Below are 24999 nucleotides of genomic sequence, written 5' to 3'. Positions count from 1 at the left end.
TCAACGCTCCCTGACCAGCGCGGCGTACGCGCCGCCGCGCGCCACCAGCTCCTCGTGCCGCCCGCGTTCCACGATCGCGCCCTGCTGGAGCACGACGATCTCGTCGCTGTCGCGCACGGTGCTCAGCCGGTGCGCGATCACCACACAGGCGCAGCCGCGCCGGCGCAGGTTGTCCATCACCGTCAGCTCGGTCTGCGCGTCCAGCGCGCTAGTCACCTCGTCCAGCACGAGGATGCTGGGCCCGCGCACCAGCGCCCGCGCGATCTCCAGCCGCTGCCGCTGACCGCCGGAGAAGTTGCGGCCGTCCTGCTCGACCCGGCTGTGGATGCCGCCGGGGCGGCGCATGACGACGTCGTACAGCGCCGCGTCCCGCAGCGCCCGCACCACGGCGTCGTCCGGGACCGACGGGTCCCACAGCGCCACGTTGTCGCGGACCGTGCCCTCGAAGAGGAACACGTCCTGGTCGACGAAGGACACGGAGGCGGCCAGCGCCCCGCGCGGTATGTCCTCCAGCCGCTGCCCGTCGATGCGGATCACTCCCTCCCACGGCGTGTACAGGCCCGAGATCAGCCGGGACACCGTGGACTTGCCGCTGCCCGAACCGCCGACCAGCGCCACCTGACGGCCCGGTCCGACGCTCAGGTCGAAGCCCGACAGCAGCGGCTTGTCCAGCGGGCTGTAGCCGAACGTCACGTCCTCCAGCTCGACATGGCCGTGCAGCCGGCGCGTGGAGTCGGCGCCGCCCCCGCGGCCGTGCAGCGGATCCGGCCGGAAGTTCTCCACGTCCTTGAGCCGGGCCACGTCGGCCGCGAAGTCCTGGATGCGGCCCGCGACGCCGTTGAGCCGGGTCAGCGGGGCGGTGAAACGGGCCACCAGCGCCTGGAAGGCGACCAGCAGGCCGACCGAGAGATGTCCCTCGATCGCCCGCAGCCCGCCGATCCACAGGATCAGCGCGCTGTTCAGCATCGCGAGCGTCGGCGCGACCACCCCCAGCCAGGCACCGGGCACCCCGAGCCGCTGCTGCTCCTCCAGGGTCGTGGCGTGCTGACCGGCCCACTTGCGGAAGTAGCCGTCCTCACCGCCGGTCGCCTTCATCGTCTCGATCAACTGAAGGCCCGTGTAGGCCGTGTTGGTCAGCCGGGCGCTGTCGGCACGCAGCTTCGCCGTACGGGTCGCCCGCAGCCGGACCACCACCCGCATGGCGACGACGTTGAGCAGCGCCACACCGACGCCGACGAACGTGAGCTGCGGGTCGTAGGTGTACAGCAGGACGGCGTACAGCACCACGACCACCGCGTCCACGCCCGCCGCCGCGAGGTCCCGGGACAGCGTCTCGGCGACCGCGTCGTTCGACTGGAGCCGCTGGACGAGGTCGGCGGGGCTGCGCTGGGAGTAGAACGTCACCGGCAGGCGCAGCAGATGGCGCAGGAAGCGGGCGCTGGAGAGGGTCGAGGAGATGATGCGGCCGTGGTGCAGGTTCGCCTGCTGCAACCAGGTCAGCACCACCGTGAGCAGCACGCAGGCCGCCATGGACGTGAACAGCACGCCCAGCAGCGAGGTCTGATGGCCGATCAGGAACAGATCGATGTAGGTGCGGCTGAGCGCGGGCACCGCCGCGCCGACCAGCACCAGCAGCAGGCTCGCCAGCACGGCGGCGGGCAGGGTGCCCGCGGTGCCGCGCAGCCGGGCGGGCATCGCGCCCCACACCCCCGGCCGGCGCCCGCCGCGCTCGAAGCCCTCGCCGGGCTCCAGCACCAGCACCACACCGGTGAAGCTGCCGTCGAAGTCCTCCATCGGCACGAAACGGCGGCCCTTGCCGGGGTCGTTGACGAACACCCCGCGGCGGCCCAGGCGCCGGCCCATGCCGTCGTAGACGACGTAGTGGTTGAACTCCCAGAACAGGATCGCCGGGGCCTTCACCTCGGCGAGGGCGGCCAGGTCCATCTGCATGCCCTTGGCCGTCAGGCCGTAACCGCGCGCGGCCTTCAGCAGGTTGCCGGCCCGCGAGCCGTCGCGCGAGACGCCGCAGGCGATGCGCAGCTCCTCCAGCGGGACGTGCCGGCCGTAGTGGCCGAGGACCATGGCGAGGGAGGCGGCGCCGCACTCGACGGCCTCCATCTGGAGGACGGTGGGGGTACGGACGGTCTTCGCGCCCGCCCGGGGGACCTTGCGGGCGGGCGGCGCGGCACGGCGCCTGCGCCGGGTGTCCTGCGCGGTGGTCACGGCAGCAGCCAATCGACGGGACGCCGGTCGGCCAGCCGGATCGAAGCCGTGGCCAGGGTCATGGAGGTGAGGACGTACGGCGGTCCGTCCGCCGAGGACCACCGCAGAGCGCTCCTCGTCGTGGCCGCCCGGTCGAGCCGCACGGTGACGGCGACCGGCCGGCCCTTCCCGGTGAACTGCTCGGCCAGCTGGCCGTCCCCGAGGAACGCGGCGATCTGCCGCGCCGACTGCGCGGACCGGTCGACGGACTTCACATGCCCGCGCAGCACGCCGTACTGCTGGGCCGGCACCGTCTGGACGGTGAGGTCGACGGGCGCGCCCGCGGGAACCGAGGCGGCGCTCTCGGCCGGGACGTACACCGTCGCGTACAGCGGGTCGTCGGCGTGGGCGACCTTCTCCACGACGGCGACGCTCTCGCCGGTGCGGACGATGTGGCCGACGGTGGCGGCGAGCGCGGTGACCCGGCCCGCGGCGACCGCCCGGACGACCGTGTCGCCCTGCTCCGTACGGACCTTCAGGACGGGGGCGCCGGCCGGCAGCCGTACGCCTTCCGTGGCGAGGACCGCGGTGACCTGGCCGGCCGCGGGGCTCTCCAGCACGTAACTGCCCTCGCCGTGGGTGAGGATCGCGGGCGCGCCGACCGTGGAGGCCACCGAGCCGGTCGTCGCCCACACGGCGGCGCCCGCCAGCGCGAGCACCGTCACCGCGAGCACGAGCCGGCCCTGCGGGCGGGCGAGACGCACGGGAAGGTCGAGGTCCTCGGGCGACTGGTGCCTGGCGAGGGCCTGTTGGCGGAACTGCAACGGAATTCCCTCACCTGTCGGGGGGTTTCACGGCACCGGTTCACGGCACCGGTTCAAGGCACCGGTTCGCGACACCCGTCCATGGCGCCCGTCGGTACCGGTTCACGGCACCCGTCGGGTCCCGGAGCCGGGGGGCGGCTCCGGGACCCGACGGACGCGGCAGGCCGTGGTCAGAGACCGGCGACCAGGCCCATGACCGGGGCGGTGTTCAGGCCGGTGACACCCTCGACGGTGCCGACGGCCGTGTTGGCCAGACCGGAGATGGGGGCGACGCCGTCCACCAGGCCGGTGACGGTGCCCAGGGCGTTCAGGGACAGACCACCGGAGACGTTGTCGAGCTCGGCGTCGGAGATCTCGGCGGTGGCGACCTGGGGGGTGGAGTTCATGACGGAACTTCCCTTCATATGGATATTCACAAGGGGGGAGTGCGGGCCCCTCTGGGGACAGGGACGGCCGCGACCGCGGGCGCCGGGCGCCCCGCTCGGGGAGCCCCCGGCGGCTTTCGCGGTGCCAGGATCAAAGCAGCTCCACAGCCCGCCGTTCCACCTGATCACCCGCCCCCACCTGCGCAATCGAGGCTGACAGGTGGTCAACGGTGCAGGCCCGGGCACGGCTTGTCGGCGACTTCTTCACAGCCCCCCACGGCATCGGCGCACACCGCCCCTTGCCGACCCGCACCCATCCGGCATTGCGGAGCCCGAAGCCCCGGGAGCCTCAGGCGGATGTGCAGATACGCCCGCTCCCGTGGCCCGGCTGGGCACGGGCTGTGCAGATTCGCCGAAGCCGGGATTCCGCCCCGCATTCGGGACGGAGCGCGATCGCACGGTCACCCGGAGTCCCGGATCGGGGGTGTGGGGGCCGGGTCAGCCCAGCAGCGCGTAGACGGTGCTCGCGCGGGCCGCCAGTTCGCCCGAACGCTCGGCGGTCATCGTGATGTCGGCGAACGCCATCCGGCGCCCCAGCTTGGTCAGCACCGCCTCGACCAGGACGTCCGAATCCGTCACCGCGCGCTGGAACGACGTGGACTGCTGAACCGTCGTCATCGGCCCGTAGCCGCCCCGCGCCGCCGAGACGGCGATCACCGTCGCGGTGTCGGCCGCCGCCATCAGCGCCTGCCCCGAGAGTCCGCCGCCCTCCCTGGCCAGCTCCGCCGACCAGGGCAGCCGCAGGGTCGCCCGGTCCTCCGCCAGGGACACGACGGACAGACCCAGGGCGAGGACCCAGGGGGCGAAGTTGTCGGAAAGGATCTTGTCTGCCTCGGCAGTGGTCATCGTCATGCCTCGATTGTTCCCGGAGCCCGCCCATTTCGGCCCGCCGACCAGCCGATTCACCTCCGTGCAAGGGAAGTTGCGAAACGGAATTGAACGCCCCGCCTGTCCCGCCCGTACCTACAGCCATCCAGGCGCCGCAGTACGAGCTGCCGGCCGGCAGCGCAGACCCCGTCCCCCCAGGAGGTCGAGAAGTTTGAGTCACAAGCGAAATCCGAAGCGCAAGGCCGTGATAGCGGCGGGCGGCGTGGCGGCACTCGGAGCGGCGGCCCTGCTCCTTCCGAACGCCATGGCCTCCCAGGACGGTGCGTCGGACGCGGCTGCCCCGAAGACCCTGAAGGCTGCGGACGCCACGAACCTCGCCACGCAGCTCCAGAACCTGCTCGGCGACTCCTTCGCCGGCTCGTACTACGACAGCGACAGCAAGCAGCTCGTCGTCAACGTCGTCAATGTCTCCGGTGACAAGAACAACGTCGTGGTGCAGGCCGAGAAGGCCGGTGCGAAGGTCCGCCAGGTCGACAACAGCACGGCCGAACTGGCCGCCGCCGCGCAGACCCTGAAGACGAAGGCCACCATCCCCGGCACCGCCTGGGCCGTCGACCCCAGAACGAACAAGATCCTCGTGACCGCCGACACCACGGTCACCGGTGCAAAGTGGAACCGGCTGGAGTCGACCGTGCAGGGCCTCGGCTCGGGCATGGCCACCATCAAGAAGTCCGCCGGCACCTTCAAGACGTTCGTGTCGGGCGGCGATGCCATCTTCGGCGGCGGAGCACGCTGCTCCCTCGGCTTCAACGTCACCGCGAGCGACGGTTCGCCCGCCTTCCTGACGGCCGGTCACTGCGGTGTCGCCGCCGAGCAGTGGTCCGACGCGCAGAACGGCCAGCCGATCGCCACCGTCGACCAGGCGGTCTTCCCCGGCGACGGCGACTTCTCCCTCGTCAAGTACGACGACGCCACCACCCAGGCGCCCAGCGACGTCAACATCGGCGGCGGCCAGACCGTCCAGATCCTCCAGGCCGCCGAGGCCACGGTCGGCGCGCAGGTGTTCCGGATGGGCAGCACCACCGGCCTGCACGACGGCCAGGTGCTCGGCCTCGACGCCACGGTGAACTACCCGGAGGGCACGGTCACCGGCCTCATCCAGACGGACGTCTGCGCCGAACCTGGCGACAGCGGCGGCTCGTTGTTCACCCGGGACGGCGGCGCGGTCGGCCTCACCTCGGGCGGCAGCGGCGACTGCACCACGGGCGGCGAGACCTTCTTCCAGCCGGTCACCACCGCGCTGACGGCGACCGGCGCCACCCTCGGCGCCGCGGACGCCGGAGCCGGAGCCGGTGACCAGGCAGGTGCCGGTGACCAGGCCGGTGCCGGCGGTGGCGACGCGGTCGGCGGTGCCGCCGACCCGTCGGGTGCTGCCGACCCCTCGGCCGATCCCTCGGCCACCGCCGACCCGTCCGGCGCGGCCGACCAGAACGCCGCCGACCAGAACGCCGCAGACCAGAACGCCGCAGACCAGAACGCCGCCGGCCAGGAGGCCGGCAAGACGTCCAAGCACCACAAGAACCACTCGCGCTGACCAGGACCCACTGACCGGTCGGCACCAGCGGTACCGGCCGGCGGTGGAACGGTCCGGCCCTCCGGCGGGAGGGCCGGACCGTCCCTTGTCTCCGGCCGCCTGCGCCCCGTCCGCAGGCGGCCGTCCGCTCTCCCGCCGCCTACGGCCCGTCCGCCGGCAGCCGCTCGCTCTCCGGCCGCCTACGGCCCGTCCGCAGGCGGCCGCCCGCTCGCCCGCAGCAGCAGGAGCGCCACGTCGTCGGTCCGGTCCTCCGGGGCCGCGTAGTTGCGTACGAGGTCCTCGGCGACCGCGTCGAGCGGCTGGTCCCCGATCAGCGACAGACGCGCGCCCAGGTCGGCGAGAGCGTCCTCGATGTCGACGCCGGGCGACTCGATCAGACCGTCGGTGTACAGGGCCAGGAGACAGCCGGGACCGAGGTCGACCTCCGTCGTCGCGTACGTCACGGAGGCGTCGATGCCGAGCAGCGGGCCGCCCGCCAGATCCAGTACCCGCACCCGCCCGTCCGGCCGACGCAGCAGCGGCGGCGGGTGCCCCGCGCGGGCCATCACCGCCCGCCCCCGCCCCGGGTCCAGCCGCAGGTACAGACAGCTGGCGAACAGCTCGGAACCCAGGTCGATCAGCATCCGGTTGGTGCCGCGCATGACCTCCTCCGGCGCCTGGCCCACGGCCGTGTACGCGCGTACCGCGGTACGGACCTGTCCCATCAGCCCCGCCGCCGTCACGTTGTGCCCCTGCACGTCCCCGATCACCGCCGCCGCCAGCGGCTGCGCGTCCACCAGGTCGTAGAAGTCGCCGCCGATCTCCATGCCCTGGGTGGCGGGCAGATAGCGCGCGGCCGCCTCGATACCGGCGACGGACGGCAGCGAGCGCGGCAGCAGCGCGTCCTGGAGCCCGTGCGCGAGCTGGTGCTTGGCGTCGTAGCGCAGGGCCCGCTCCAGGGCCTGCGCGATCAGCGCGCTCAGACTGGTCAGCACCGCCCGTTCGTCCGCGGGGAAGGGGTGCGGTTCGGCGTAGGCGAGCACACAGGTGCCCACCGGCCGGCCGGAGGCGATCAGCGGCAGGTACGCCCAGGCCGCGAATCCGTCGGGGGTCGCCCGCCGGAGCGGGTACAGACGCTCCAGCTGCTCCCGGGACTCGAAGAACGCGGGCACCCCGGTGTGCAGGGCGTGCGCGCCCGGTGTCGGCGCGGTCAGCGGGATGCCGTCGAAGCGTTCCACGACGTGCGCGTCCGGATAGCCCCGGTGCCCCAGCACATGGAGCCGGCCCGCCTGCGCGCCCAGCAGCATCAGGGCCCGGCTGCCCACCGCCGGGGCGATCTCGTCGGCGACCAGCTGCACCACGTCCTGCACGCCCGCCGCCTCGGTGAGCGCGCCGGCCAGGCTCAGCATCTGCGAGAGGGTGACCAGGCGCGACGCCCCGTCCCTGGGCCGGGGACCGGCCCGGTTCATCTCCGCCACCGCGCGTGCCCTGCTGATGCGCACGCTCAGCCCGGTCGTGCTGGGGTACAGGCGGAACGCCAGCCAGGTCCCCGGCGGCCGCAGCGCCAGGAAGGAGGTGGGGTGCTGGCTGAGCAGCGCGGCCCGGTAGCGGTCCTCGTAGACCGGGTCGTTGAGCCAGGCCACGGCCGCCCACAGATGGGTGCCGAGGAGTTCACCGACCGGGACGTCGAGCAGGTCGGCCGCCGCCGCGTTCGCGAAGCCGATCCGTCCGTTCAGATCGAGCGAGCACAGCCCGTACGGCAGCCGTGCCACCATGCGCGCCGCCTCCATCGTGCCCAGCACGTCGGCCGCGCCGGACGCCGTGGACGGCGCGAGCAGCTCGGGCTCCGCGCCCAGCGGGCGGCTCTCCTCGACGGCGCGCTCCAGGCGCAGCGCGAGCCGCTCGCAGGCCGCCGTCAGATGGGTGCGCTCGTAGTCGGACAGACGTCCGGGGTGCGAGCCGGGCCAGGTCACGTACAGGGCGCCGTACACCGTGGTCGCGGTCGCCAGCGGCAGCGCGGCCAGCGCGAAGGGGTAGGGCAGGACCACCGAGATCCGCGGATAGCGGCGGGCCATCTCCTGCCCGCTGCCGACCCAGACCAGCCGCCGTTCGCGCGCCGCCTCCGCGACGGGGATCGGCGCGTTCAGCCCGACCCGCTGCCAGGGCGCCGCGAACGCCCGCGGCAGGCCCGCCGTCACCGCCATCTCCAGCACGGGTTCGTCGGGCGTGCGCAGGTACACCGCGCCGGAGTGCGCGTGGACGTCGTCCATCAGTGCGGTCAGCGCGAGTGAGAGCTGGGGGCGGCCGACCGGCGTCCGGGCGGCGGCCGGCGCCTGCTCGGATCTCTGCCCGTCGGACATGGCGACCACCTCCTGGGGCCGCGAGGGGTCCCAGGGACCAAATCTCCCCCTTGTACGCCTGAGGCGCACGGTGAACGGCCGTCACGAGATCACGATGCCGCAGACACGCGTAAAGATGTGTTCGATACTTTCCGAACGGGCGGATTTCCCCGACGGACGGCCGCCCTGAGCTCCCCGGACGGTCACAGGGGCTGCGCAGGGGCCACATACGCGCTGTAATTACGGACGTGGTCAGTGTGGGCGATGCGGGACGCGGAACGCGATCGTTGCGTGCCGAACTTGCCCTCAAATCGATCGCCGCGGACCTCGACGCGCCGGTTCGGATGCACCACGCGCTCGAACAGGTGCTGGTATTCGCGGGCGCGGCGCTGGCCGTCGTCTACGCGCCGAGCGGTGACGACGACAGTCTGCTCTGCCTGGTGGACTCGGCCGGTGTGCCGCGGACGCTGTACGGGCTGCGCGAGAGCTACCACGTGTCCGGCCGCTCCCCGGCCGCCTGCGCCCACCGCACCGGGCGGCCCGTGTGGCTCGGCCCCGCGGAGCTCGCCGAGTGCCCCGAGTTCCGGTTCACGCCCTCGCCGGGCGTCCCCGACTTCTTCGTGGCGGCGCTGCCCATGCCCGGCGGCTCCGGAGGATGCCTGCTGGCCGTCAGCGAACGCCCCGGCGGCTTCGGCGCCGAGGAACGCGAGTGTCTGGCGCTGATCACCGACGCCGTCACCGCTCCCGCCCGGGCCGGGACACCGGTGGGGGAGGAGCTCGCGTCGCACGCGTTCAGCCTCGCCATGGACACCGGCCGGGTGGAGGTGGACGACGGTCTCCTGGAGGTCTTCGGGCTGTCTCGGGACGGATTCGACGGCAAGGTCGAGACCCTGCTGGGGCGCACGGTCCCCGAGGACCTGCCCTCGCTGATGTCGGTGGTGGAGGTCGACCACCTGTCCATCGGCGACCGCGAACTGGAGTTCCGCGTCGTGCAGCCCGCGGGCCCGCCGAGGTGGCTCCGGCTGCGCGGCCGCCTGCTGCCGGGCGGAGAGGGCCGCCCGCCGCGGCTCGTGGGCACCGTGGAGGATGCCTCAGGACCGGGCACCGAGGTCAGCGACGTGACCCGGGTGCAGCGTCTGGCGGCCGCGCTCGCCACCGCCGGCACCGTCCGCGACGTCAGCCAGGCCGTGGTCACCGCCCTGCGCAAGCCGCTGCGGGCCGACCGGATCGCGCTCGCCGAACTGGAGGGCGACCGGCTCGTCGTCACCGTCCTGGACCCGCCCGCCCAGGAGGCCTGGCCCGAGCTGTGGCGCCAGGAGTGGCGCACCGAATGGCCCGAGGCACCGGTGCGCACCATGCCCACCCTCGCCGCCGCGCTGCGCGAGGGCCGCGCCCAGATCTGGCCCGTCGGCGCCGACCTGGAACCCGCCCTCGCCGAGGTCGGTCCCGGCGGCCTGGCCGTCCTGCCGCTGATCGCCGGCGGCCGGACGGCGGGCGCCTGCCTGATCGGCTGGGAGGCACCGCACGACTTCGGCCCCGACGAACGCACCCTGCTCACCGCCTCCGCCGGACTCGTCGGCCAGGCCCTGATGCGCGCGCACGCCTTCGACGCCGAGCACGAGCTGATCGGCATGCTCCAGCGCCAGCTGCTGCCGCGCCGGCTGCCGAAGCTGCCCGGCGGGGTCGCCGTCGCCCGCTACCTGCCCACCACCGCAGGACTGGAGCTCGGCGGCGACTGGTACGACGTGATCCCTCTGACCGACAACCACGTCGCCCTCGTCATCGGCGACGTCCAGGGCCACAACGCGGGCGCGGCCACCCTGATGGGTCAGATGCGCACCGCCCTGCGCGCGTACGCCGCCGAGGGGCACACCCCGGACGTGGTGGTCTCGCACGCCAACCGGCTGCTGATGGACATGGAGACGGACCTCTTCGCCACCTGCTGCTATGTCGACGTCGACATGGAGGAGGGCTCCGCCTGGTGTGTGCGCGCCGGGCATCTGCCGCCGGTGCTGCTGTACCCGGACGGCAGCACGGAGATCGCGGAGGCCGAGGGCGGCCCGCCGCTCGGTGTGGTGGCCCAGGCCGACTTCCCGATGACACCGCTGCGGCTCCAGCCCGGCACACTGCTCGCCCTGACCACCGACGGTCTCGTGGAGTCGCCCGAGTCCGACATCGACACCGGCATGGCCGCCTTCGCCCGCGAACTGTCCGGCTCCGACCCGGCCGACCTCGGCCTGGTCGCCGACGCGCTGCTGGGCAACGCCCGCCGCAGCGACGACATCGCCCTGCTCCTCATGCGCTACGACGGCATGGCCGTCCGCCCCCTGCGCGAGAGCTGGACGGTCTGGCGCGTCCCCGAGGCGGTCCGGCACGCCCGCCGCTTCACCCGGCGCACCCTGCGCACCTGGGGTGTGTCCGAGGCCGGCATGGACACCATCCTGCTGGTGGTCTCCGAGCTCGTCACGAACGCCCTGGTCCACACCGACGGCCGGGTCCGCCTCGACCTCACGCTCGTCAACCACCGTATGCGGGTCGGGGTCTTCGACACCTCGCCCCGCGCACCCATGAAGCCCACCAGCATCGGCTGGGAGGCCACCGGCGGCCGGGGCATCCTGCTCGTCGAGGCCGTGTCCGAGTCCTGGGGCACGGTGCCCGTCAGCGGCGGCAAGCAGGTGTGGTGCGAGCTCGTGCTGTCCGAATGAGCGGGGCGGGCACGGCGGGCACGGGAACGGCGGTCCGGCGGGGTGGGGACGCCCCGGCGGACCGGTCGGTCCGGGGGAACGGCCACGCCCCGCATGTACCCCGCGCGCACGGCGTCGGGCGCGCGGGGTGCACACGGGGCGTGGCTGTCGGAGAATGGTGCGTAAGGGGATCCCGGCCCGATTCCGACGGGCCGGGGCTCCTCAGTACGCGGCCTGCGGCGTTCTAGTAGTCGCCGTCGTAGCCGCCGTCGTAGCCGCCGCCGTCGCCGCCGCCGTAGCCGCCGCCGTGACCGCCGCCGTAGTCGCCGCCGCGGTCGTAGCCGTAGTCGCGGACCACCCGGAAGCTGGCCACGACGCCGTGGTCGACGTGGATGCCCCGGACGTGGCCCGGGTGCACGCCGGCGGCGGAGCTGCGCGGGCCGACGGTGGCGATGGGAGCGCCGTTGTCGCAGACCGCGCCGCGGAAGACCTGGACGGTCCGACGGGTGTCGTTGTTGATGTTCAGGCTCCGGGCGCCCAGGCCGCTGACGACGGTGATGCAGTCGCCGGGGTGGGCGAAGTAGGACCGCTCGTTGATCTCGATGCGGCCCTCGTAGTGCCGGTAACCGCCGCGGCCCCCGTTGCCCCTGCCCTCGTTGCCCTTGCCGTTGTTGTTGCCGTTGTTGTTGCCGTTGTTGTTGCCGCCGTTGCCACCGTCGGCTACGGCGGCGGCGACGGCCGGCGCCTGCTGAAGCGCCGGAGTGGAAGCGGCCGAAGCGTAGGTGATGCCCGTGGCGGCCAGGGCCGCTGCCGCGGAAACAGTCGCGGTGATCACCGTGGAACGAAGCTCCATGTCGCAATCTCCTGTCTCAGGGTGGCCGGCCCGTCAGCCGGCTCGTGAATGAACTTACCCATGCCGGTCATATCAGTCATATCGAAAGATCGGCAGAAGAGCGCCAAACGAGGCATTTCTGACCTTGTTTGAGGGCCTGATGAGATGTCATATCGCCATAAAAGCAAGCAGATTGACGCACCATTGGTCCTTCCGATGGATCTTCTGACGCCTGCTCATCCCGCGACGTCGGCGTGTCGCTGTGGATGCGGCGGGACGGGCCGTGTTAGCAAGGGGTCTGCCGTGCCGGGACCCGCTGGTCGCCCGGCCCGGCGGCAGGTCGCGGAGCGGCCGAGGGGGCGACCGGGGGGGGCGATCGAGAGGTGAACCCGGGGGCGGCCCGAGGGCCCGGATGCGGTGCGACCGCAACTTCCTTGCGGGGCGGCCGGGTTGTGAGGAGCTGACGGAGCGTCACCTGCCGGTGACGGTGGCCGGCGGTCCGGCCCGTGAGGCGATGACAGTCGGGGTCAACAGGCCTTTGCCTGGGGGCACATGACGGTCGGTCGGCTAGTCGGCTTTTCCCCGACGGGCGGTTCGCCGTCCGTCCCGCACCGCGGACGTGTCCCTTTCCGGTGGGCCGGACCTGTGGAAGCGGTTCCGTGCCGCACCGGCCCGGATGCCGGACGCGGAGTACCGCGCCGTCACCGCCGGCGAGCTCGACGCCATGATCCGGATCCGGGCGGCCCCCTTGTCGGGGGTGACCGGCCGTCAACGGCGATGCGCCCCCGGTGACCGGTGGCCGCACCTGTACACGAATGGGTGTTTGGTCCGGATACGGCCGGGAACTCGACAGGGTGCGGAGGACGGGTGAAGGCCGTCCCCGGGACTGTCGTCAGAAGGAACGTGAAGTGTCGTGACCTCGCACACCGCCATGGACACCCCGAACAGCACGGACATCGCGAACACCCTGGAGAGCGCAGCCGACCGCCCGTCCGAGACGGGCTGGGCGAGGGCCCGGCGGCTGCGGGACCGGCCGGTGGTGCGTACGTGCGTCCCGGCCGTCGACGACCTCGGCGGCGCTGCCGTACGGCAACCGGGACCGGACGGGAACATCGTCAGGGGCGAGGACTAGACACCGCGAGCCAGGCGGAAGCACACCCCGCGCCGGGCGGAGGCACGCCCCGCGCCGGGCGGAGGCACGCCCCGCGCCGGGCGGAGGCCGGGGAACCGGCCGGCCGCCCGGCTCGTGCCGGATCCGGGAGGCCGGCCGACCTCCCGGACCGGTTCAGCGCGTCTTGGCCAGGAGGTCGAGGACCTCGGCCGTCGTGCCCGTCTCGCCGAGCCGCGGGAAGATCCGCTCGACGCTGCCGCGGTGCGCCTCGGGGTCCATGTCGCTCATCGCGTCGGTGGCGAGGGTGACGTGGTAGCCGTGCTCGTGGGCGGCACGGGCGGTGGACTCGACGCCGATGCTGGTGGCGATGCCGGTCAGCACGATCTGGGTGACCCCGCGGCGGCGCAGCTGCACATCGAGGTCGGTGCCGTGGAAGGCGCCCCAGTTGTGCTTGGTGACGGTGATGTCGCCGGGGTGCCCGGCCAGCTCGGGGACGATCACGTCCCAGCCCTCCGGCCGGGCGGCGCGGGGGTGCCCGGCCTCGGTACGGCCCGGGACGGCGTCCGCGCCGTCGGCGGCGAAGGACACCCGGACCAGGACGACGGGCAGGCCCTGGGCGCGGAAGGCGTCGGCGAGCTCCACCGAGCGGGCGACGACCTCGGGGCCGCTGTACGGCTGCGTGGGCGCGGCGACGATGCCCGCCTGGAGGTCGATGACGACGAGGGCGGTGCGGGGGTCGAGGGCAGTGAGTGCCATGAGGGTCAGGCCTTTCGGGTGTTTCGAGTGTTTCGGGTGTCGTGGGGAGTGAGGGTGCTCAGGGAGCGGTCGGCCAGGGTCGCCGTCAGCAGCAGCACGGACCCGCAGAGCATGAACAGGGCGAGATCGTGCAGCCCGGCGGTGTCGGCGCGTTGGGTGAAGAAGGCCGCGTCGGCGGCGGCGGCGCCCAGCGCGCCGAGGTACATGAAGGTGCGCAGCAGCCCGGCGGCGGAGGCGATCCGGGCGGGCTCGGCCTGCCGGTACAGGGCGGTCTGGTTGGCGAGCCCGATCAGCCCCTGCGGTACGCCCATCACCGCGCCCGTCAGCAGCAGCACCCACAGCGCGCTGCCGGAACCGACCAGCAGCAGCGCCGCGCACCCGGTGATCTGCACGAGCGATCCCACGATCAGCTTGCTCCGTACGGCCTCGCGGCGTCCGGTCAGGGTGGAGACGGCGAGCGCGCTCGCCGACAGCGGCAGCAGCACCAGCCCGGCGGTGGACGTGGTCAGCCCGCGCCCTTCCTCCAGCCACAGGGTGAAGCCGTACAGATAGGCGTACGACGTCGTGTAGCCGAGGAACTGGCGCAGATAGGTGGCGATCAGCGGAAGGTTGCCGCCGAGGACGCGGACGTCGACGAACGGGTTCTGCACCCGCAGTTCGCGGGCCACGAAGGCGACGGCGGCGACGGCGCTGAGCACCGGCAGGTACCAGCGTTCAAGGCGCGGGTTCATCAGGAACAGCATCAGCGCGATCAGCGTGGCGGCGAACAGGGCCATGCCGGGCGGGTCGACGCCGGGCCGGTCGCCGGCCGGGCGCCGGGTCCGCGGCAGCCGCAGCGCGCCCAGCACCAGACAGGCGGCCGCCAGCGGCACGTTGACGGTGAAGACGGCCCGCCAGCCGTCCAGGCCGATCAGGATCCCGCCGAGGGTGGGGCCGACGACGGCGACCGTCTGCGCGGCGACGGCCAGCGCGGTCAGTACCCCGGCCGGGCTGTCCCGCCCGGTGCGTTCGGCCTCGCTGCGGGTGAGCTGCATGGCCGCCGGATACGCGGCCGACGTGCCGAACCCCAGTAGCACCCGGGCGGCGATGAGCGCGCCCAGGGTCGGCGCGAGCGCGCCGAGCAGACCGGCGACCCCGACCAGGCCGGTCCCGGCGAGGTAGAGGCGACGCGGCCCGTACATGTCGACGAGCCGTCCGATGACCGGCTGCCCGACGGCCGTGGCCAGATAGAGCGCCGACACCAGCCAGACCGTCTGCGACGGCGGGGCCCCGAAGGCGATCCCGATCGGCACCAGCGCGACCGCGATCATCGAGGAGTTGATCGGGTTGAGTACGGAGCCCAGCACCATCGGGGCGATCAGCCGCCGGTCGAAGGCGTCGGGGGCGGGGCCGGCCGCCGTGGCCGGGCCGCGCCGGGAGAGTCGCGGTATCACTGCTGTGTGAGCCGGTCCATCAGGGCGAACGCGGTCAGGACCGTGCGCCGCTCGTCCTCCGTGAACCGGTCCTCGAACGCGCGGGCCAGCCACTCGGCCCGGGCCCGCCGGTTGCCCTCGACCCGCTCGCGTCCCGCGTCGGTCAGCGTGACCAGCTGACGGCGGCCGTCGTCGGGGTCGGGGCTGCGCCGGATCAGACCGTGCCGGTCCAGCGCGGCGAGCGTGGTCGCCATCGACTGCGGCCGGACCCCCTCGGCGGCCGCCAGCGCGCTCGCCGTGGCGGCCCCGTGCTTGCCGACCAGGGTGAGGGCGGACTCCTGCGAGGGCGTGAGCTCCTCGTCCTCGGAGACCTCCCTGATCCGCCGACGCAGCCGGCTGAACACGACCCGCAGATCGCGTGCGGCACGGGCTGCGGACTCGGACACGCCGTCGGGCGGTCCGGGTGCCTCGGCGGCTTCCGGAATGGGCTGCTCCATGGGTCCACCGTAAAACTTGCCGACGCAAACTGTCCAGTTTCAACTGAACAGTTTTATCTGTAGATCTCCTGTGAGCGGTCCGTGCCGGTGGATCGCCAGTGGATCTTCAGCGGGTCGCCGACGGATTGCGGACGGATTGCGGACGGATCGCCGACGGATCGTCCGGAGAGCGTCTGAGCGTCTGAGCGTCTGCGGACGGCCCGAGGGGCGGACGCCGTACGCTGAAGCCGTGCGCCTGCTGCTGACCGCCGACACCCACCTCCCGCGGCGCGCCAAGGAGCTGCCCGCCCCGCTCCTCGCCGAACTCCCGCGCGCCGACGTCGTACTCCACGCCGGGGACTGGGTCGACACGGACACCCTCGACCTGCTGGAGAGCCGCAGCCGCACGGTCGTCGGGGTGTACGGCAACAACGACGGCCCCGACCTGCGCGCCCGCCTTCCCGAGGTGGCGTACGCCGAACTCGGCGGCCTGCGCTTCGGCGTCGTCCACGAGACGGGTTCCGCCCAGGGCCGGGAGGCCCGCTGCGCCGCCCGCTTCCCCGACCTCGACGTCCTGGTCTTCGGCCACAGCCACATCCCCTGGGACACCACCGCCCCCGGCGGACTGCGCCTGCTCAACCCCGGATCGCCGACCGACCGCAGACGTCAGCCCCACTGCACGTACATGACCGCCACCGTGGCCGACGGCGCCCTCACCGACGTGGTCCTGCACCGGCTGCCGCCGCGCTGACGCCGCACGCGGCCATCGTGCGCACCCCGGACCGGCCGCCCGGGCGCAAGTCCGCACGCAAGCCCGTACGCACTCACCGCGCCGTGCGCGGGTGGACGGCGCCCCGCGTCCGCGTCAGCGGGGCGCCGCTGCCGCCCCAGCGCACCGCGACGATCTCGGCGGCGACCGACACCGCCACCTCCTCGGGGGTACGGGCCCCGAGGTCGAGCCCGACCGGTGAGCGCAGCCGGGACAGCTCGCGCGGGCCGAGCCCGGCCTCGGCCAGCCGCCGCATCCGCTCGTCGTGGGTACGGCGGCTGCCCATCGCCCCGATGTACGCGGCCGGCCGGCGCAGCGCCTCCTGGAGCAGCGGCACGTCGAACTTCGGGTCGTGGGTCAGCACGCACACCACCGTGCGCTCGTCGGTGTCGGTGCCCCGCAGATAGCGGTGAGGCCAGTCCACGACCAGCTCGACACCCGCCGGGAACCGCTTCGCGGTGGTGAAGACCGGGCGGGCGTCGCACACCGTGACCCGGTAGCCGAGGAAGTCGCCGATCCGGGCGACGGCGGCCGCGTAGTCGATCGCCCCGAACACCAGCATGCGCGGCGGCGGCGCGAAGGAGTGCAGGAACACGCGGACGGCGTCCTCGCGCCGCTCCCCGTGCGGCCCGTAGTGCCGTACGCCCGTCGCGCCCAGCGCGAGACCGCCACGCGCGTCGGCGACGACCGCCACGTCAAGCCCCGGTGTGCCCAGTGTGCCGAGGGCCCGGTCCGGCCAGACGGCGAGGACGGCGCCGAGCGGCGCGGGTCCGCCGGTCACCGTCGCCACGGTCACCGGACGGCCGGCGGCGACCGACTCGGCGACCGCGCCGAAGGCCGGGTCGAGCACCGGGGAGACCGGCCGCAGCAGCACGGTGAGCTCGCCGCCGCAGGTCAGCCCGACCGCGAAGGCGTCCTTCTCGTCGTAGCCGAAGGTCTCCAGGCAGGCCCGGCCGCTGGCCACCACCTCCCGCGCGAGTTCGAAGACCGCGCCCTCCACGCAGCCTCCCGACACGCTGCCCACGACCTCGTCGTCCGGTCCCACGGCCATGGCGGCGCCGGGATCGCGCGGCGCGCTGCGGCTGACCGCGACCACGGTGGCGAGACCGAACGGGGCACCGGCCGCGTACCAGCCGCTCAGCGCCGGGAAAATGTCACGCATCGTCACCCCTGTCCTCGCCGAGGTCAGCGTCGCACCCGCCGTACCGGTGTCACCGCACCGCCACGCTGCCGCCGCCGGGGGTTAATCCGTTGCCGTGCCGCCCGCGACTCTGCTGCACTGAGAGTGACCAGCCCCCCACGGATCGAGGAGCACCGATGCGAGCAGCGTTCATGTCCACCCCGGAAGGAACAACCCACTCTTCGAAGGACATGACGCTTCGTGCACCTGCTCAACCTCGGAATCCTCGCGCATGTCGACGCGGGTAAGACCAGTCTGACCGAACGGCTGCTGCACACGGCCGGGGTCATCGATGAGATCGGCAGTGTCGACGCGGGCAGCACCCGCACCGACACGCTCGCGCTGGAGCGGCAGCGCGGTATCACCATCAGATCGGCGGTCGTCTCCTTCCCGGTCGACGACGTGACCGTCAATCTGATCGACACCCCCGGCCACCCCGACTTCATCGCCGAGGTGGAGCGCGTCCTCGGGGTCCTCGACGGGGCCGTGCTGGTGGTCTCGGCCGTCGAGGGCGTCCAGGCGCAGACCCGGGTGCTCATGCGGACGCTGCGCCGGCTGCGCATCCCCACGCTGGTCTTCGTCAACAAGATCGACCGTCGTGGCGCCCGCGACGCGGACGTGCTGCGCGCGCTGTCCGAGCGCCTCGCGGCGGCGGTCGTGCCCATGGGCCGGGCCACCGGACTCGGCACCCGCCGGGCGGTGTTCACGCCCGGTCTCGGCCCCGGCGCGCTCGATGTCCTCGCCGACCACGACGACGCCCTGCTCGCCGCGTTCGTCGAGGGCGCCGTCGGCCACGACCGGATGCGCTCGGCCCTCGTCGCCGGTACCCGGCGGGCCGACGTGCACCCGGTGTACTTCGGCTCGGCGACGACCGGCGCGGGCGTGCCCGAGCTGGTCCGCGGGATCAGGGACCTGCTGCCCACCGCCTGCGGCGACCCCGAAGGCCCGGTCTCCGGCACCGTCTTCAAGGTCGAGCGGGGCGCGGCGGGGGAGAAGGTCGCCTACGCGCGCATGTTCTCCGGAACCCTGCGGGTGCGCGACCGGATCGCCTTCGGCGAGGACGGCCGGGAGGGCAGGATCACCGGGATCGGTGTCTTCGACCACGGCACGGACACCCCGTCCGGTGCCGTCGCCGCGGGCCGGATCGCCCGGCTGTGGGGACTGGCCGACGTCAGGATCGGCGACCCGATCGGCGTACCCCGCAAGCCGTACGGCCACTTCTTCGCGCCGCCGACCCTCGAGACCGTCGTCGTACCGGGTCCGGGCACGGACACCGGGGCGCTGCACACGGCGCTCACCCAGCTGGCCGAGCAGGACCCGCTGATCGACCTGCGGCACGACGAGGCGCGCCGCGAGATCTCGGTGTCCCTGTACGGAGAGGTGCAGAAGGAGGTCGTCCAGGCGACCCTCGCCGACGAGTACGGACTCGACGTCTCCTTCCGCGGGACGACGCCGCTGTGTGTCGAGCGGCCGGCCGGGACGGGCGAGGCGGTCGAGTTCAACAAGAAGGACGGCAACCCGTTCCTGGCGACCGTCGGACTGCGCGTCGAACCGGCCCCCGTCGGCTCGGGCGTCTCCTTCGCGCTCGCGGTCGAGCTGGGCGCGATGCCGTACGCCTTCTTCAAGGCGGTCGAGGACACCGTGCGCGAGACCCTCGGCCAGGGCCTGCACGGCTGGCAGGTGCCGGACTGTGCGGTCACCATGACCCACTGCGGCTACTCGCCCCGGCAGAGCCATGCGCACCAGCGCTTCGACAAGAGCATGTCGAGCACCGGTGCCGACTTCCGCGGACTGACCCCGCTGGTGCTCGTCGAGGCGCTGCGCCGGGCGGGCACCCGGGTGCACGAGCCGATGCACGGGTTCCGTCTCGACGCTCCGGCGGACACCCTGGGCGCCCTGCTGCCGGTGCTGGCCGCCCTGCGGGCCGTGCCGCGGACGGCCGACACACGCGGCGAGGTCTATGTCCTGGAGGGGACGGTGCCGGCCGCCGAGGTGCACGTCCTGGAGCAGCGGCTGCCCGGACTGACCCGTGGCGAGGGCGAGTTCGAGAGCGCCTTCGACCACTACGCGCCGGTCGCGCGCGGCCCGGTCCCCGAGCGGGCCCGCACCGACCACAACCCGCTGAGCCGGAAGGAGTACCTGCTGCAGGTGACGCGCAGGGTCGGCGGATGAGGCGGCCGGGGGTGAACTTACTCCGGAGTCAGTGGTGTTGACTGTTGAAGGACATCCTCGGAATGTAATGGACATGCCGAATATCCGGGCACGTCTGCTCGTGGTTCTGGTTGTCCTCTGTGGATTCCTGACGGTGGCGGGCACCCCGTCCGCCACCGCCGCCACCACCGTCCCCGACTCCCTCTGGTTCGACGGCACGGCCCTCACCGTGTCGAACGGCAGGTTCACCGACGGCCTCGGCCGCGAGGTCGTGCTGCGCGGCTACAACGTCTCCGGCGAGACGAAACTGGAGGAGAACGGCGGCCTCCCCTTCGCCTCGGTCGCCGACGCGAAGAAGTCCGCGACCGCGCTGCGCGCCCTGGGCGGCGGCAACTCGGTCCGCTTCCTGCTCTCCTGGGCGCACGCCGAGCCGGTCCGCGGCCAGGTCGACACCGCCTACCTGGCCGCGGTGACGGACCAGATACGCGCCTTCCTCGACGCGGGCATCCGCGTCCACCCCGACTTCCACCAGGACCTCTACTCCCGCTACCTCTTCGACGAGGACAGCTGGTACACCGGCGACGGCGCCCCCAAGTGGGCCGTGGACGCGGGTTCCTATCCGGACGAGTCCTGCGGGATCTGCCTCTTCTGGGGCCAGAACATCACCCAGAACGGCGCGGTCAAGGCAGCGTCGTACGACTTCTGGCACAACGCCTACGGCCTTCAGGACGCCTTCCTGGCCACCGCCCAGCAGACCATGACCTACCTCGGACAGCACCTGTCCGCCGAGGAGTTCGCGGGTGTCGCCGGCTTCGACCCCTTCAACGAGCCGTACGCGGGCACCTACGACTCCGGGCAGACCAGCCGCACCTGGGAGCGGGACGTCCTGTGGCCGTTCTACGTGAAGTTCCGCGCCCGCATGGACGCGGCCGGCTGGCAGGACAAGCCCGCTCTCGTCGAGCCGAACCTCTTCTGGAACTCCAACATCGACTCCCAGAAGCAGACCGGCGGTCTGCTCGACGCGGGCACGCTCGGCTCCCGTTACGTCTTCAACACCCACTTCTACGACCAGAAGGCGATCTCCGGGATCCTGATGTGGGGCAAGGCGGCCGACGGGCAGTACGTGACCGACTTCGGCACGGTCCGCAACCGGGCGGCGGCCGCCGGGACGACGGCCGTGGTCAGCGAGTTCGGCCATCCGCTGTCGGGCACGGTGGCGGACAAGGCGCCGACCGTCCTCAAGGCGATGTACCAGGCCCTCGACTCCCGGGTGAAGGGCGCGAGCTGGTGGTCGAGCCCGGCCGCCTCGGGCCCGGTGCTGTCCGGTTCCCAGTGGCAGTGGGACCTCTACAGCGGCCGTCATCACGAGCTGATGAACGGCAACACCGGCAAGGTGCTCACCACCGGCGACGCCTGGAACGACGAGGACCTGTCCGCCGTACGCCTCGACGACTCGGGCACGGCGGTCCTGCGCCAGGACGCCCGGCTCCTCGACCGCGTCTACCCGAGCGCCACTTCGGGTACGACGGTCGCCTTCACCTACGAGGACCGCTCCCGCGACGGCTCGACCACGCTGACCTGGAACCCGGTCCCGTCCTCCCTGCCGAACGTGGCGCAGCTGGTCGGCTCCGGCCAGTACGCACTGCTGGTGTGGCGTTCCGCGGGCCGTTCGGCGCCGACCGAACTGCACCTGCCGGCGTCGTTCCCGACGGCGTCCACCACGGTGGTCTCCGACCTCGGCACCGCCTACGGCCTGCCCGCGTACACCCAGACCACCCCGGTCGCCGTGGCCGCCGAACCGGGCGGCACCGGAAGCCGCCGTCTGCTCCTCACCACGTCGGACACGGGCGTCGTGCACTACGCACTGGTGACCAACGGGGCGACGTCCCCCTCCGCCACCCTGCTGACCGCGGCCCGCACGGAACTGACGGCCTGGGCGGGCCGGATCTGACCCACGGATCCGGAGGCTCGTCCACGCGCCGAGAGCCTGGTGCAGTGCCCCTGACCAAGGTCCAGGGGGATATGGAGCCGCACCGGCGAAGGCCGTTCCCGTCCTCGTGAAGCCGGGACGGGGGCGGCCGGAGGAGATCGCCCCTGGATGTTGACGAAGGGGCTTGACGAAGGGGCTGACCAGCACGGCATCTTGCCTTGCATTGATGTCAGGTGTGAATGTCAGGCGGGCCGGGGCCTTCCTGTGCGCCGGGCGCCGCTGTCACCACTCGTCGTGGTCGTCGATCACCCGGAAGCTGCTCACGACACCATCGTCACCGAACATGCCCCCGAGGTCGGTACGGGTCACAGTGCCAGAGGTCTCGCCGTGGGGGCCCACCGTGGCGACCGGAGCGCCGGCACAGTCGAAGCCTCGGAAGACCTCGACGGTCTGCCGACTGTCATTGAAAATACTGAAGCTGCTGGAGCTGGCCGCAGTGATGCAGCCATCGGAGGAGGCGGAGTACGTACGCTCGTTGAAGTAGATCATTCCGCCTTCCCCGCGACCGTAGTCGGGTCCGCCCTCCTCGTGGCCCTCGTTCCTCTCCTTGCTCGCGCTCCTGCCGCCCGAGATGGCCGCGACAGGAGCGGCTCGCTGCACAGGCCGGGCCGCTCGATGGACAGAGTGGGCCGCTCGGTGGACAGAGTGGGACGCCGGGGTGGATCCGACGGCCGGGGCGTAGGTGATGCCGGCGGCTACCAGGGCGGTCGCGGCTATTCCGGTGCCGACCACGGCAAAAGTATGCGAAGGCATGTCATTTCTCTCTGTCGGACGGACGTCGGCCGGGTAACCGACCTCCGATGAACGTACCGACAGCTCTCATAGCTGGCATTTCAGACGTATCTCTGGTGTGATGCCATGCGTCCGATCGGGTATCAGGGTTTCAGGAGCCGCCGGCCACAGCGCTCGCGCAAGCGCCCTCGGCTCGGGAAGCGTGGAGTCGTCCGCGGAGGGCTTCGAGCGGCCGTAGTGGCAAGCGTGTGGCACGGCCCCCGAGGCGACGAACCACTGCTTCGTTCTACTTGTTCTGCGCGTCGCGCAGCCGTTCAGCCTGCTTGATGATCGGTTCGGTGGGGAATGTCGATGTGCGGCCGACATCCAGGGAGCCGTAGGTTGCGATGACATTGCCGGTCCGCACGATGACGGACAACTGGTCACGCCTGCCTTGTTCGGTCGGCGAGTACTCCCTGAACTGCACAGCCTCGTCGCCCGCCTTCGGCGCCTTCTGCGTCTGCATGGTGGACGTATACGTACCTGTCCACCCGTCGCCCTGATACGTGTGGCACGAGTTCAGGGCGCGCTTGAGTTCTGCGAAGAGCTGTTCGGCCTCACCATCGTCGTAGGAGGCCAGGGTGACTCCACCGCCGTAGATCCCGTCCTTCCAGTTGATCACCTGGGTGACGACCGCTGAAGCCGTCCTCGCGTTGCGGATGTCATGTACTGACTGGCAGTCAGGATCGGAGTCGGGCTTGAAGGAGGGGTAGTCGGTCGGGTCACTGTGGTCCTGGACGGAGATTCCTCCCGGGCGGGCCTCGGGCAACTCCGCATCTTCCAAGGTCAGCGCCCTCAGCTCGGCTTCGCTCAGTGGCCTCGTCCGCGCGGTGGCAGGCGCGGAGGGCGGTTCGGCTCCGGAAGCCGTGGTCGTGACGTCTGTAGCCGAACAGCCGGCCAACGTCGCCACGGTAACCAGGGTCAGGGTGACGTGTGCCGTCAACGGCATCCGGGCATGCATGAGTTCTCCCAAGGTCATGTCAAGTGGCGTGATCTTAAGCGGGCTTCGACCGTGCTGCCAGAGCCGGCGCTTCCAACCCTTTGTGCATGGCTGACAGGGAAGGTCGACGTGGCCGACGGCATGTCCGCGGCGCTCGGGAAGCTCAGGTGGTCTGTCGGTGGTGGTGGAGTCGACCTGCGCTACAGCGGCTCAGACGGTTTCCGTCTGCGGAGTTGAGCTTCCGCTGCTTCCCGAGGCTCCTCGCATGATCCGGCATGCATATGGCACGGGCGGGGCACCGGAGGGCAACGCTAGTCTCCGATCATGGCTTTGCGACCTGATGAGTTCTACGACCACGCACGCGCGGCCGCGGACGGTGAGCTTCGGCTTCCGCTGGCGCGGATGACCAGCTGGGAGATAAGCCCGTTCGAACCCGAGGGACTTCGCGTCGCGCCGCTGCGTCCGCCCGTTCTGCCTGAGCCGGCACGGCATGGCGAGGACCCGGCGAACTGCGACCCGTGCCGCGCCCGAGACGAGGGCATCTGGTTTAACGAACGCTGGCGACTGGCCCGGATCAAGGGCGTCGGCGTGCCTCTGGTACTGATGCTGTTCTCCAGGGACCACTACGACATGGCGGATCTGCCCGACGAAATGGCCGCCGAACTCGGGGTGCTCACCACTCACATCGTCCGCCATGTGCAGTCACTGCCGCATGTCTCCCGAGCCCACGTCTACCGGATCGGGGACGGAGCAGCGCACCTGCACATCTGGTTCTTCGCCCGGCCCGAGGGGCAGGCCCAGCTGTTCGGGTCATGGATGCCCGTCTGGGACGACCTCCTGCCGGAGTACCCGGCGGACGTAGCCGACGCGGACGCGGCGGCCGTCGCCGACGCGCTGGTGACCTCGTACGGAGGCCGTCGCCAGGCCACCGACAGCTGACCGGCGCCACCGAAGAAGCCCACAGCTCCGACCGGTTCGGATGCTGTGGGCTTCTGTCAGGTGCGACCGCTCGATGGTCTGCCCCTGTCGCTGCTGTACAGCATTGTCGCTGACCACTGCCTCACAACTTCGAGCCCCGAGTCGCCTCGACCTGCCAAATGCCTCGGCCGCGCACGGTGACGGCTCCGTCAGTAACCAGTCTCATCCGTTGACGTCTTGGGACGTCGAAGGCAGCTGCTGATGTCAGGAATCGTGCCGCCGGCGGGCAGCGAGACGGAGAAGCCGTCGGCGTCGTTGCCCAGCCTTCTGCTGTTGTGCAGAGGCCACTGCAACAGCCGTGGGATCACTGATCTCGTCAGCCTTCAGCCTGGGCCCCTTACAGACCACGCAGCGCCTCATACAGATTGGCGTAGGCTGCCCAACAGTCGATGCTGCCGTCGTCGTACAGGCTGCCCATGTACCAGTCGTCATCATCAACAGGCTTCACGAGGCACAGGCTGTGGAACCCGAGAACGATCTCCGGGTGCAGGACCTCGTCGGGCGCTCCGGGGCGGGCTACCCACTTCACCGCCCGGTTTGGATCCAGTGCGACAGCCTCTTTGTCCCCGGATACGTCACGGATCTGCTGGAGGGACCATCCCGAGGGGAGCTGTGCGTCCGTCATCCACGGATGGTCTCACCCGCCAGATGTGAAGCATCGCTTTAGGAGCGAAGTTGGGGGACTCCGGGTCTGACCCGGGAATCCCTGCCTTGGGCGGCGTAGGGCCGTGCGTACCCTGGGGAACCTCGATTCCCCA

The 24999-nt window shown here is 71.9% G+C and carries 20 protein-coding genes; 7 read left to right on the top strand and 13 right to left on the bottom strand.

The window, feature by feature from the left end; genetic code table 11:
- The 4 genes from ACZ7OY_RS27520 to ACZ7OY_RS27505 all read right to left on the bottom strand — a co-directional run bounded on the left by ACZ7OY_RS27520 (window position 1) and on the right by ACZ7OY_RS27505 (window position 4303).
- Entirely contained in the window at window positions 1-2223 is a 2223-nt protein-coding gene (locus tag ACZ7OY_RS27520) for an NHLP family bacteriocin export ABC transporter peptidase/permease/ATPase subunit (protein ID WP_471913840.1), read from the bottom strand.
- Window positions 2220-3026, bottom strand: coding sequence for a hypothetical protein (locus ACZ7OY_RS27515; protein WP_471913839.1), 807 nt, complete (start codon window positions 3024-3026; stop codon window positions 2220-2222). Before ACZ7OY_RS27515 ends, ACZ7OY_RS27520 begins: the two co-directional genes overlap by 4 nt.
- A gap of 170 nt (window positions 3027-3196) precedes the next feature.
- Entirely contained in the window at window positions 3197-3412 is a 216-nt protein-coding gene (locus ACZ7OY_RS27510) for a type A2 lantipeptide (RefSeq protein WP_351619889.1), read from the bottom strand.
- Between the two features lie 477 nt (window positions 3413-3889).
- Window positions 3890-4303: a PaaI family thioesterase gene (locus ACZ7OY_RS27505; RefSeq protein WP_471913838.1), complete on the bottom strand. Its 414-nt coding sequence runs from the start codon at window positions 4301-4303 to the stop codon at window positions 3890-3892.
- 187 nt (window positions 4304-4490) lie between these two features.
- On the opposite strand from ACZ7OY_RS27505, the gene ACZ7OY_RS27500 reads away from it, so the two are divergent.
- Entirely contained in the window at window positions 4491-5873 is a 1383-nt protein-coding gene (locus ACZ7OY_RS27500; RefSeq protein ID WP_471913837.1) for a S1 family peptidase, read from the top strand.
- Between the two features lie 179 nt (window positions 5874-6052).
- Here ACZ7OY_RS27500 and ACZ7OY_RS27495 read toward each other — a convergent pair whose 3' ends face one another.
- Window positions 6053-8212, bottom strand: a complete 2160-nt coding sequence (locus ACZ7OY_RS27495; protein ID WP_471913836.1) for a PP2C family protein-serine/threonine phosphatase — start codon at window positions 8210-8212, stop codon at window positions 6053-6055.
- A gap of 227 nt (window positions 8213-8439) precedes the next feature.
- Here ACZ7OY_RS27495 and ACZ7OY_RS27490 point away from each other — a divergent pair, with 227 nt between their 5' ends.
- On the top strand, window positions 8440-10896 hold the full coding sequence (locus tag ACZ7OY_RS27490) for a SpoIIE family protein phosphatase (protein ID WP_471913835.1): 2457 nt from the start codon (window positions 8440-8442) through the stop codon (window positions 10894-10896).
- Between the two features lie 223 nt (window positions 10897-11119).
- Here ACZ7OY_RS27490 and ACZ7OY_RS27485 read toward each other — a convergent pair whose 3' ends face one another.
- Window positions 11120-11728 carry a hypothetical protein gene (locus ACZ7OY_RS27485; RefSeq protein WP_471913834.1) on the bottom strand — a complete coding sequence of 203 codons (609 nt, stop codon included), beginning with the start codon at window positions 11726-11728 and terminating at the stop codon, window positions 11120-11122.
- 892 nt (window positions 11729-12620) lie between these two features.
- Here ACZ7OY_RS27485 and ACZ7OY_RS27480 point away from each other — a divergent pair.
- The gene (locus tag ACZ7OY_RS27480) at window positions 12621-12839 is read left to right on the top strand and encodes a hypothetical protein (RefSeq protein WP_471913833.1); all 219 of its coding nucleotides are present in this window, start codon (window positions 12621-12623) and stop codon (window positions 12837-12839) included.
- 153 nt (window positions 12840-12992) lie between these two features.
- Here the strand turns inward: ACZ7OY_RS27480 and ACZ7OY_RS27475 are convergent, their stop codons facing one another.
- Genes ACZ7OY_RS27475 through ACZ7OY_RS27465 form a run of 3 tightly spaced genes read right to left on the bottom strand, consistent with a single transcriptional unit; the run spans window position 12993 to window position 15483 of the window.
- Window positions 12993-13574 carry a hydrolase gene (locus ACZ7OY_RS27475; RefSeq protein WP_471913832.1) on the bottom strand — a complete coding sequence of 194 codons (582 nt, stop codon included), beginning with the start codon at window positions 13572-13574 and terminating at the stop codon, window positions 12993-12995.
- Window positions 13575-13579: 5 nt separating this feature from the next.
- A complete protein-coding gene (locus ACZ7OY_RS27470; protein WP_471913831.1) occupies window positions 13580-15007 on the bottom strand; it encodes an MFS transporter in 1428 nt (475 codons plus the stop codon).
- Window positions 15004-15483, bottom strand: coding sequence for a MarR family winged helix-turn-helix transcriptional regulator (locus ACZ7OY_RS27465; RefSeq protein ID WP_471913830.1), 480 nt, complete (start codon window positions 15481-15483; stop codon window positions 15004-15006). The genes ACZ7OY_RS27470 and ACZ7OY_RS27465 overlap by 4 nt, the downstream gene beginning before the upstream one ends.
- Before the next feature lie 229 nt (window positions 15484-15712).
- On the opposite strand from ACZ7OY_RS27465, the gene ACZ7OY_RS27460 reads away from it, so the two are divergent.
- Window positions 15713-16213, top strand: a complete 501-nt coding sequence (locus ACZ7OY_RS27460) for a metallophosphoesterase family protein (protein WP_471913829.1) — start codon at window positions 15713-15715, stop codon at window positions 16211-16213.
- A 73-nt stretch (window positions 16214-16286) separates the two neighbouring features.
- Here the strand turns inward: ACZ7OY_RS27460 and ACZ7OY_RS27455 are convergent, their stop codons facing one another.
- The gene (locus ACZ7OY_RS27455) at window positions 16287-17393 is read right to left on the bottom strand and encodes an XdhC family protein (RefSeq protein WP_471913828.1); all 1107 of its coding nucleotides are present in this window, start codon (window positions 17391-17393) and stop codon (window positions 16287-16289) included.
- Window positions 17394-17612: 219 nt separating this feature from the next.
- Here ACZ7OY_RS27455 and ACZ7OY_RS27450 point away from each other — a divergent pair, with 219 nt between their 5' ends.
- The gene (locus ACZ7OY_RS27450) at window positions 17613-19583 is read left to right on the top strand and encodes a GTP-binding protein (protein ID WP_471913827.1); all 1971 of its coding nucleotides are present in this window, start codon (window positions 17613-17615) and stop codon (window positions 19581-19583) included.
- A 67-nt stretch (window positions 19584-19650) separates the two neighbouring features.
- Entirely contained in the window at window positions 19651-21513 is a 1863-nt protein-coding gene (locus ACZ7OY_RS27445; protein WP_471913826.1) for a cellulase family glycosylhydrolase, read from the top strand.
- Window positions 21514-21774: 261 nt separating this feature from the next.
- Here the strand turns inward: ACZ7OY_RS27445 and ACZ7OY_RS27440 are convergent, their stop codons facing one another.
- On the bottom strand, window positions 21775-22041 hold the full coding sequence (locus tag ACZ7OY_RS27440) for a hypothetical protein (RefSeq protein WP_471913825.1): 267 nt from the start codon (window positions 22039-22041) through the stop codon (window positions 21775-21777).
- A 529-nt stretch (window positions 22042-22570) separates the two neighbouring features.
- Window positions 22571-23302, bottom strand: coding sequence for a hypothetical protein (locus ACZ7OY_RS27435; protein WP_471913824.1), 732 nt, complete (start codon window positions 23300-23302; stop codon window positions 22571-22573).
- Window positions 23303-23587: 285 nt separating this feature from the next.
- On the opposite strand from ACZ7OY_RS27435, the gene ACZ7OY_RS27430 reads away from it, so the two are divergent.
- The gene (locus ACZ7OY_RS27430) at window positions 23588-24202 is read left to right on the top strand and encodes a hypothetical protein (RefSeq protein WP_471913823.1); all 615 of its coding nucleotides are present in this window, start codon (window positions 23588-23590) and stop codon (window positions 24200-24202) included.
- A 376-nt stretch (window positions 24203-24578) separates the two neighbouring features.
- Here ACZ7OY_RS27430 and ACZ7OY_RS27425 read toward each other — a convergent pair whose 3' ends face one another.
- A complete protein-coding gene (locus ACZ7OY_RS27425) occupies window positions 24579-24866 on the bottom strand; it encodes a hypothetical protein (protein WP_471913822.1) in 288 nt (95 codons plus the stop codon).
- Between the last annotated feature and the right edge of the window lie 133 nt (window positions 24867-24999).

The sequence above is a fragment of the Streptomyces sp. NPDC107559 genome (assembly GCF_055657365.1).
Note: the sequence above shows the minus strand (reverse complement) of the source record. Positions and strands in the feature narration are given on the sequence as shown.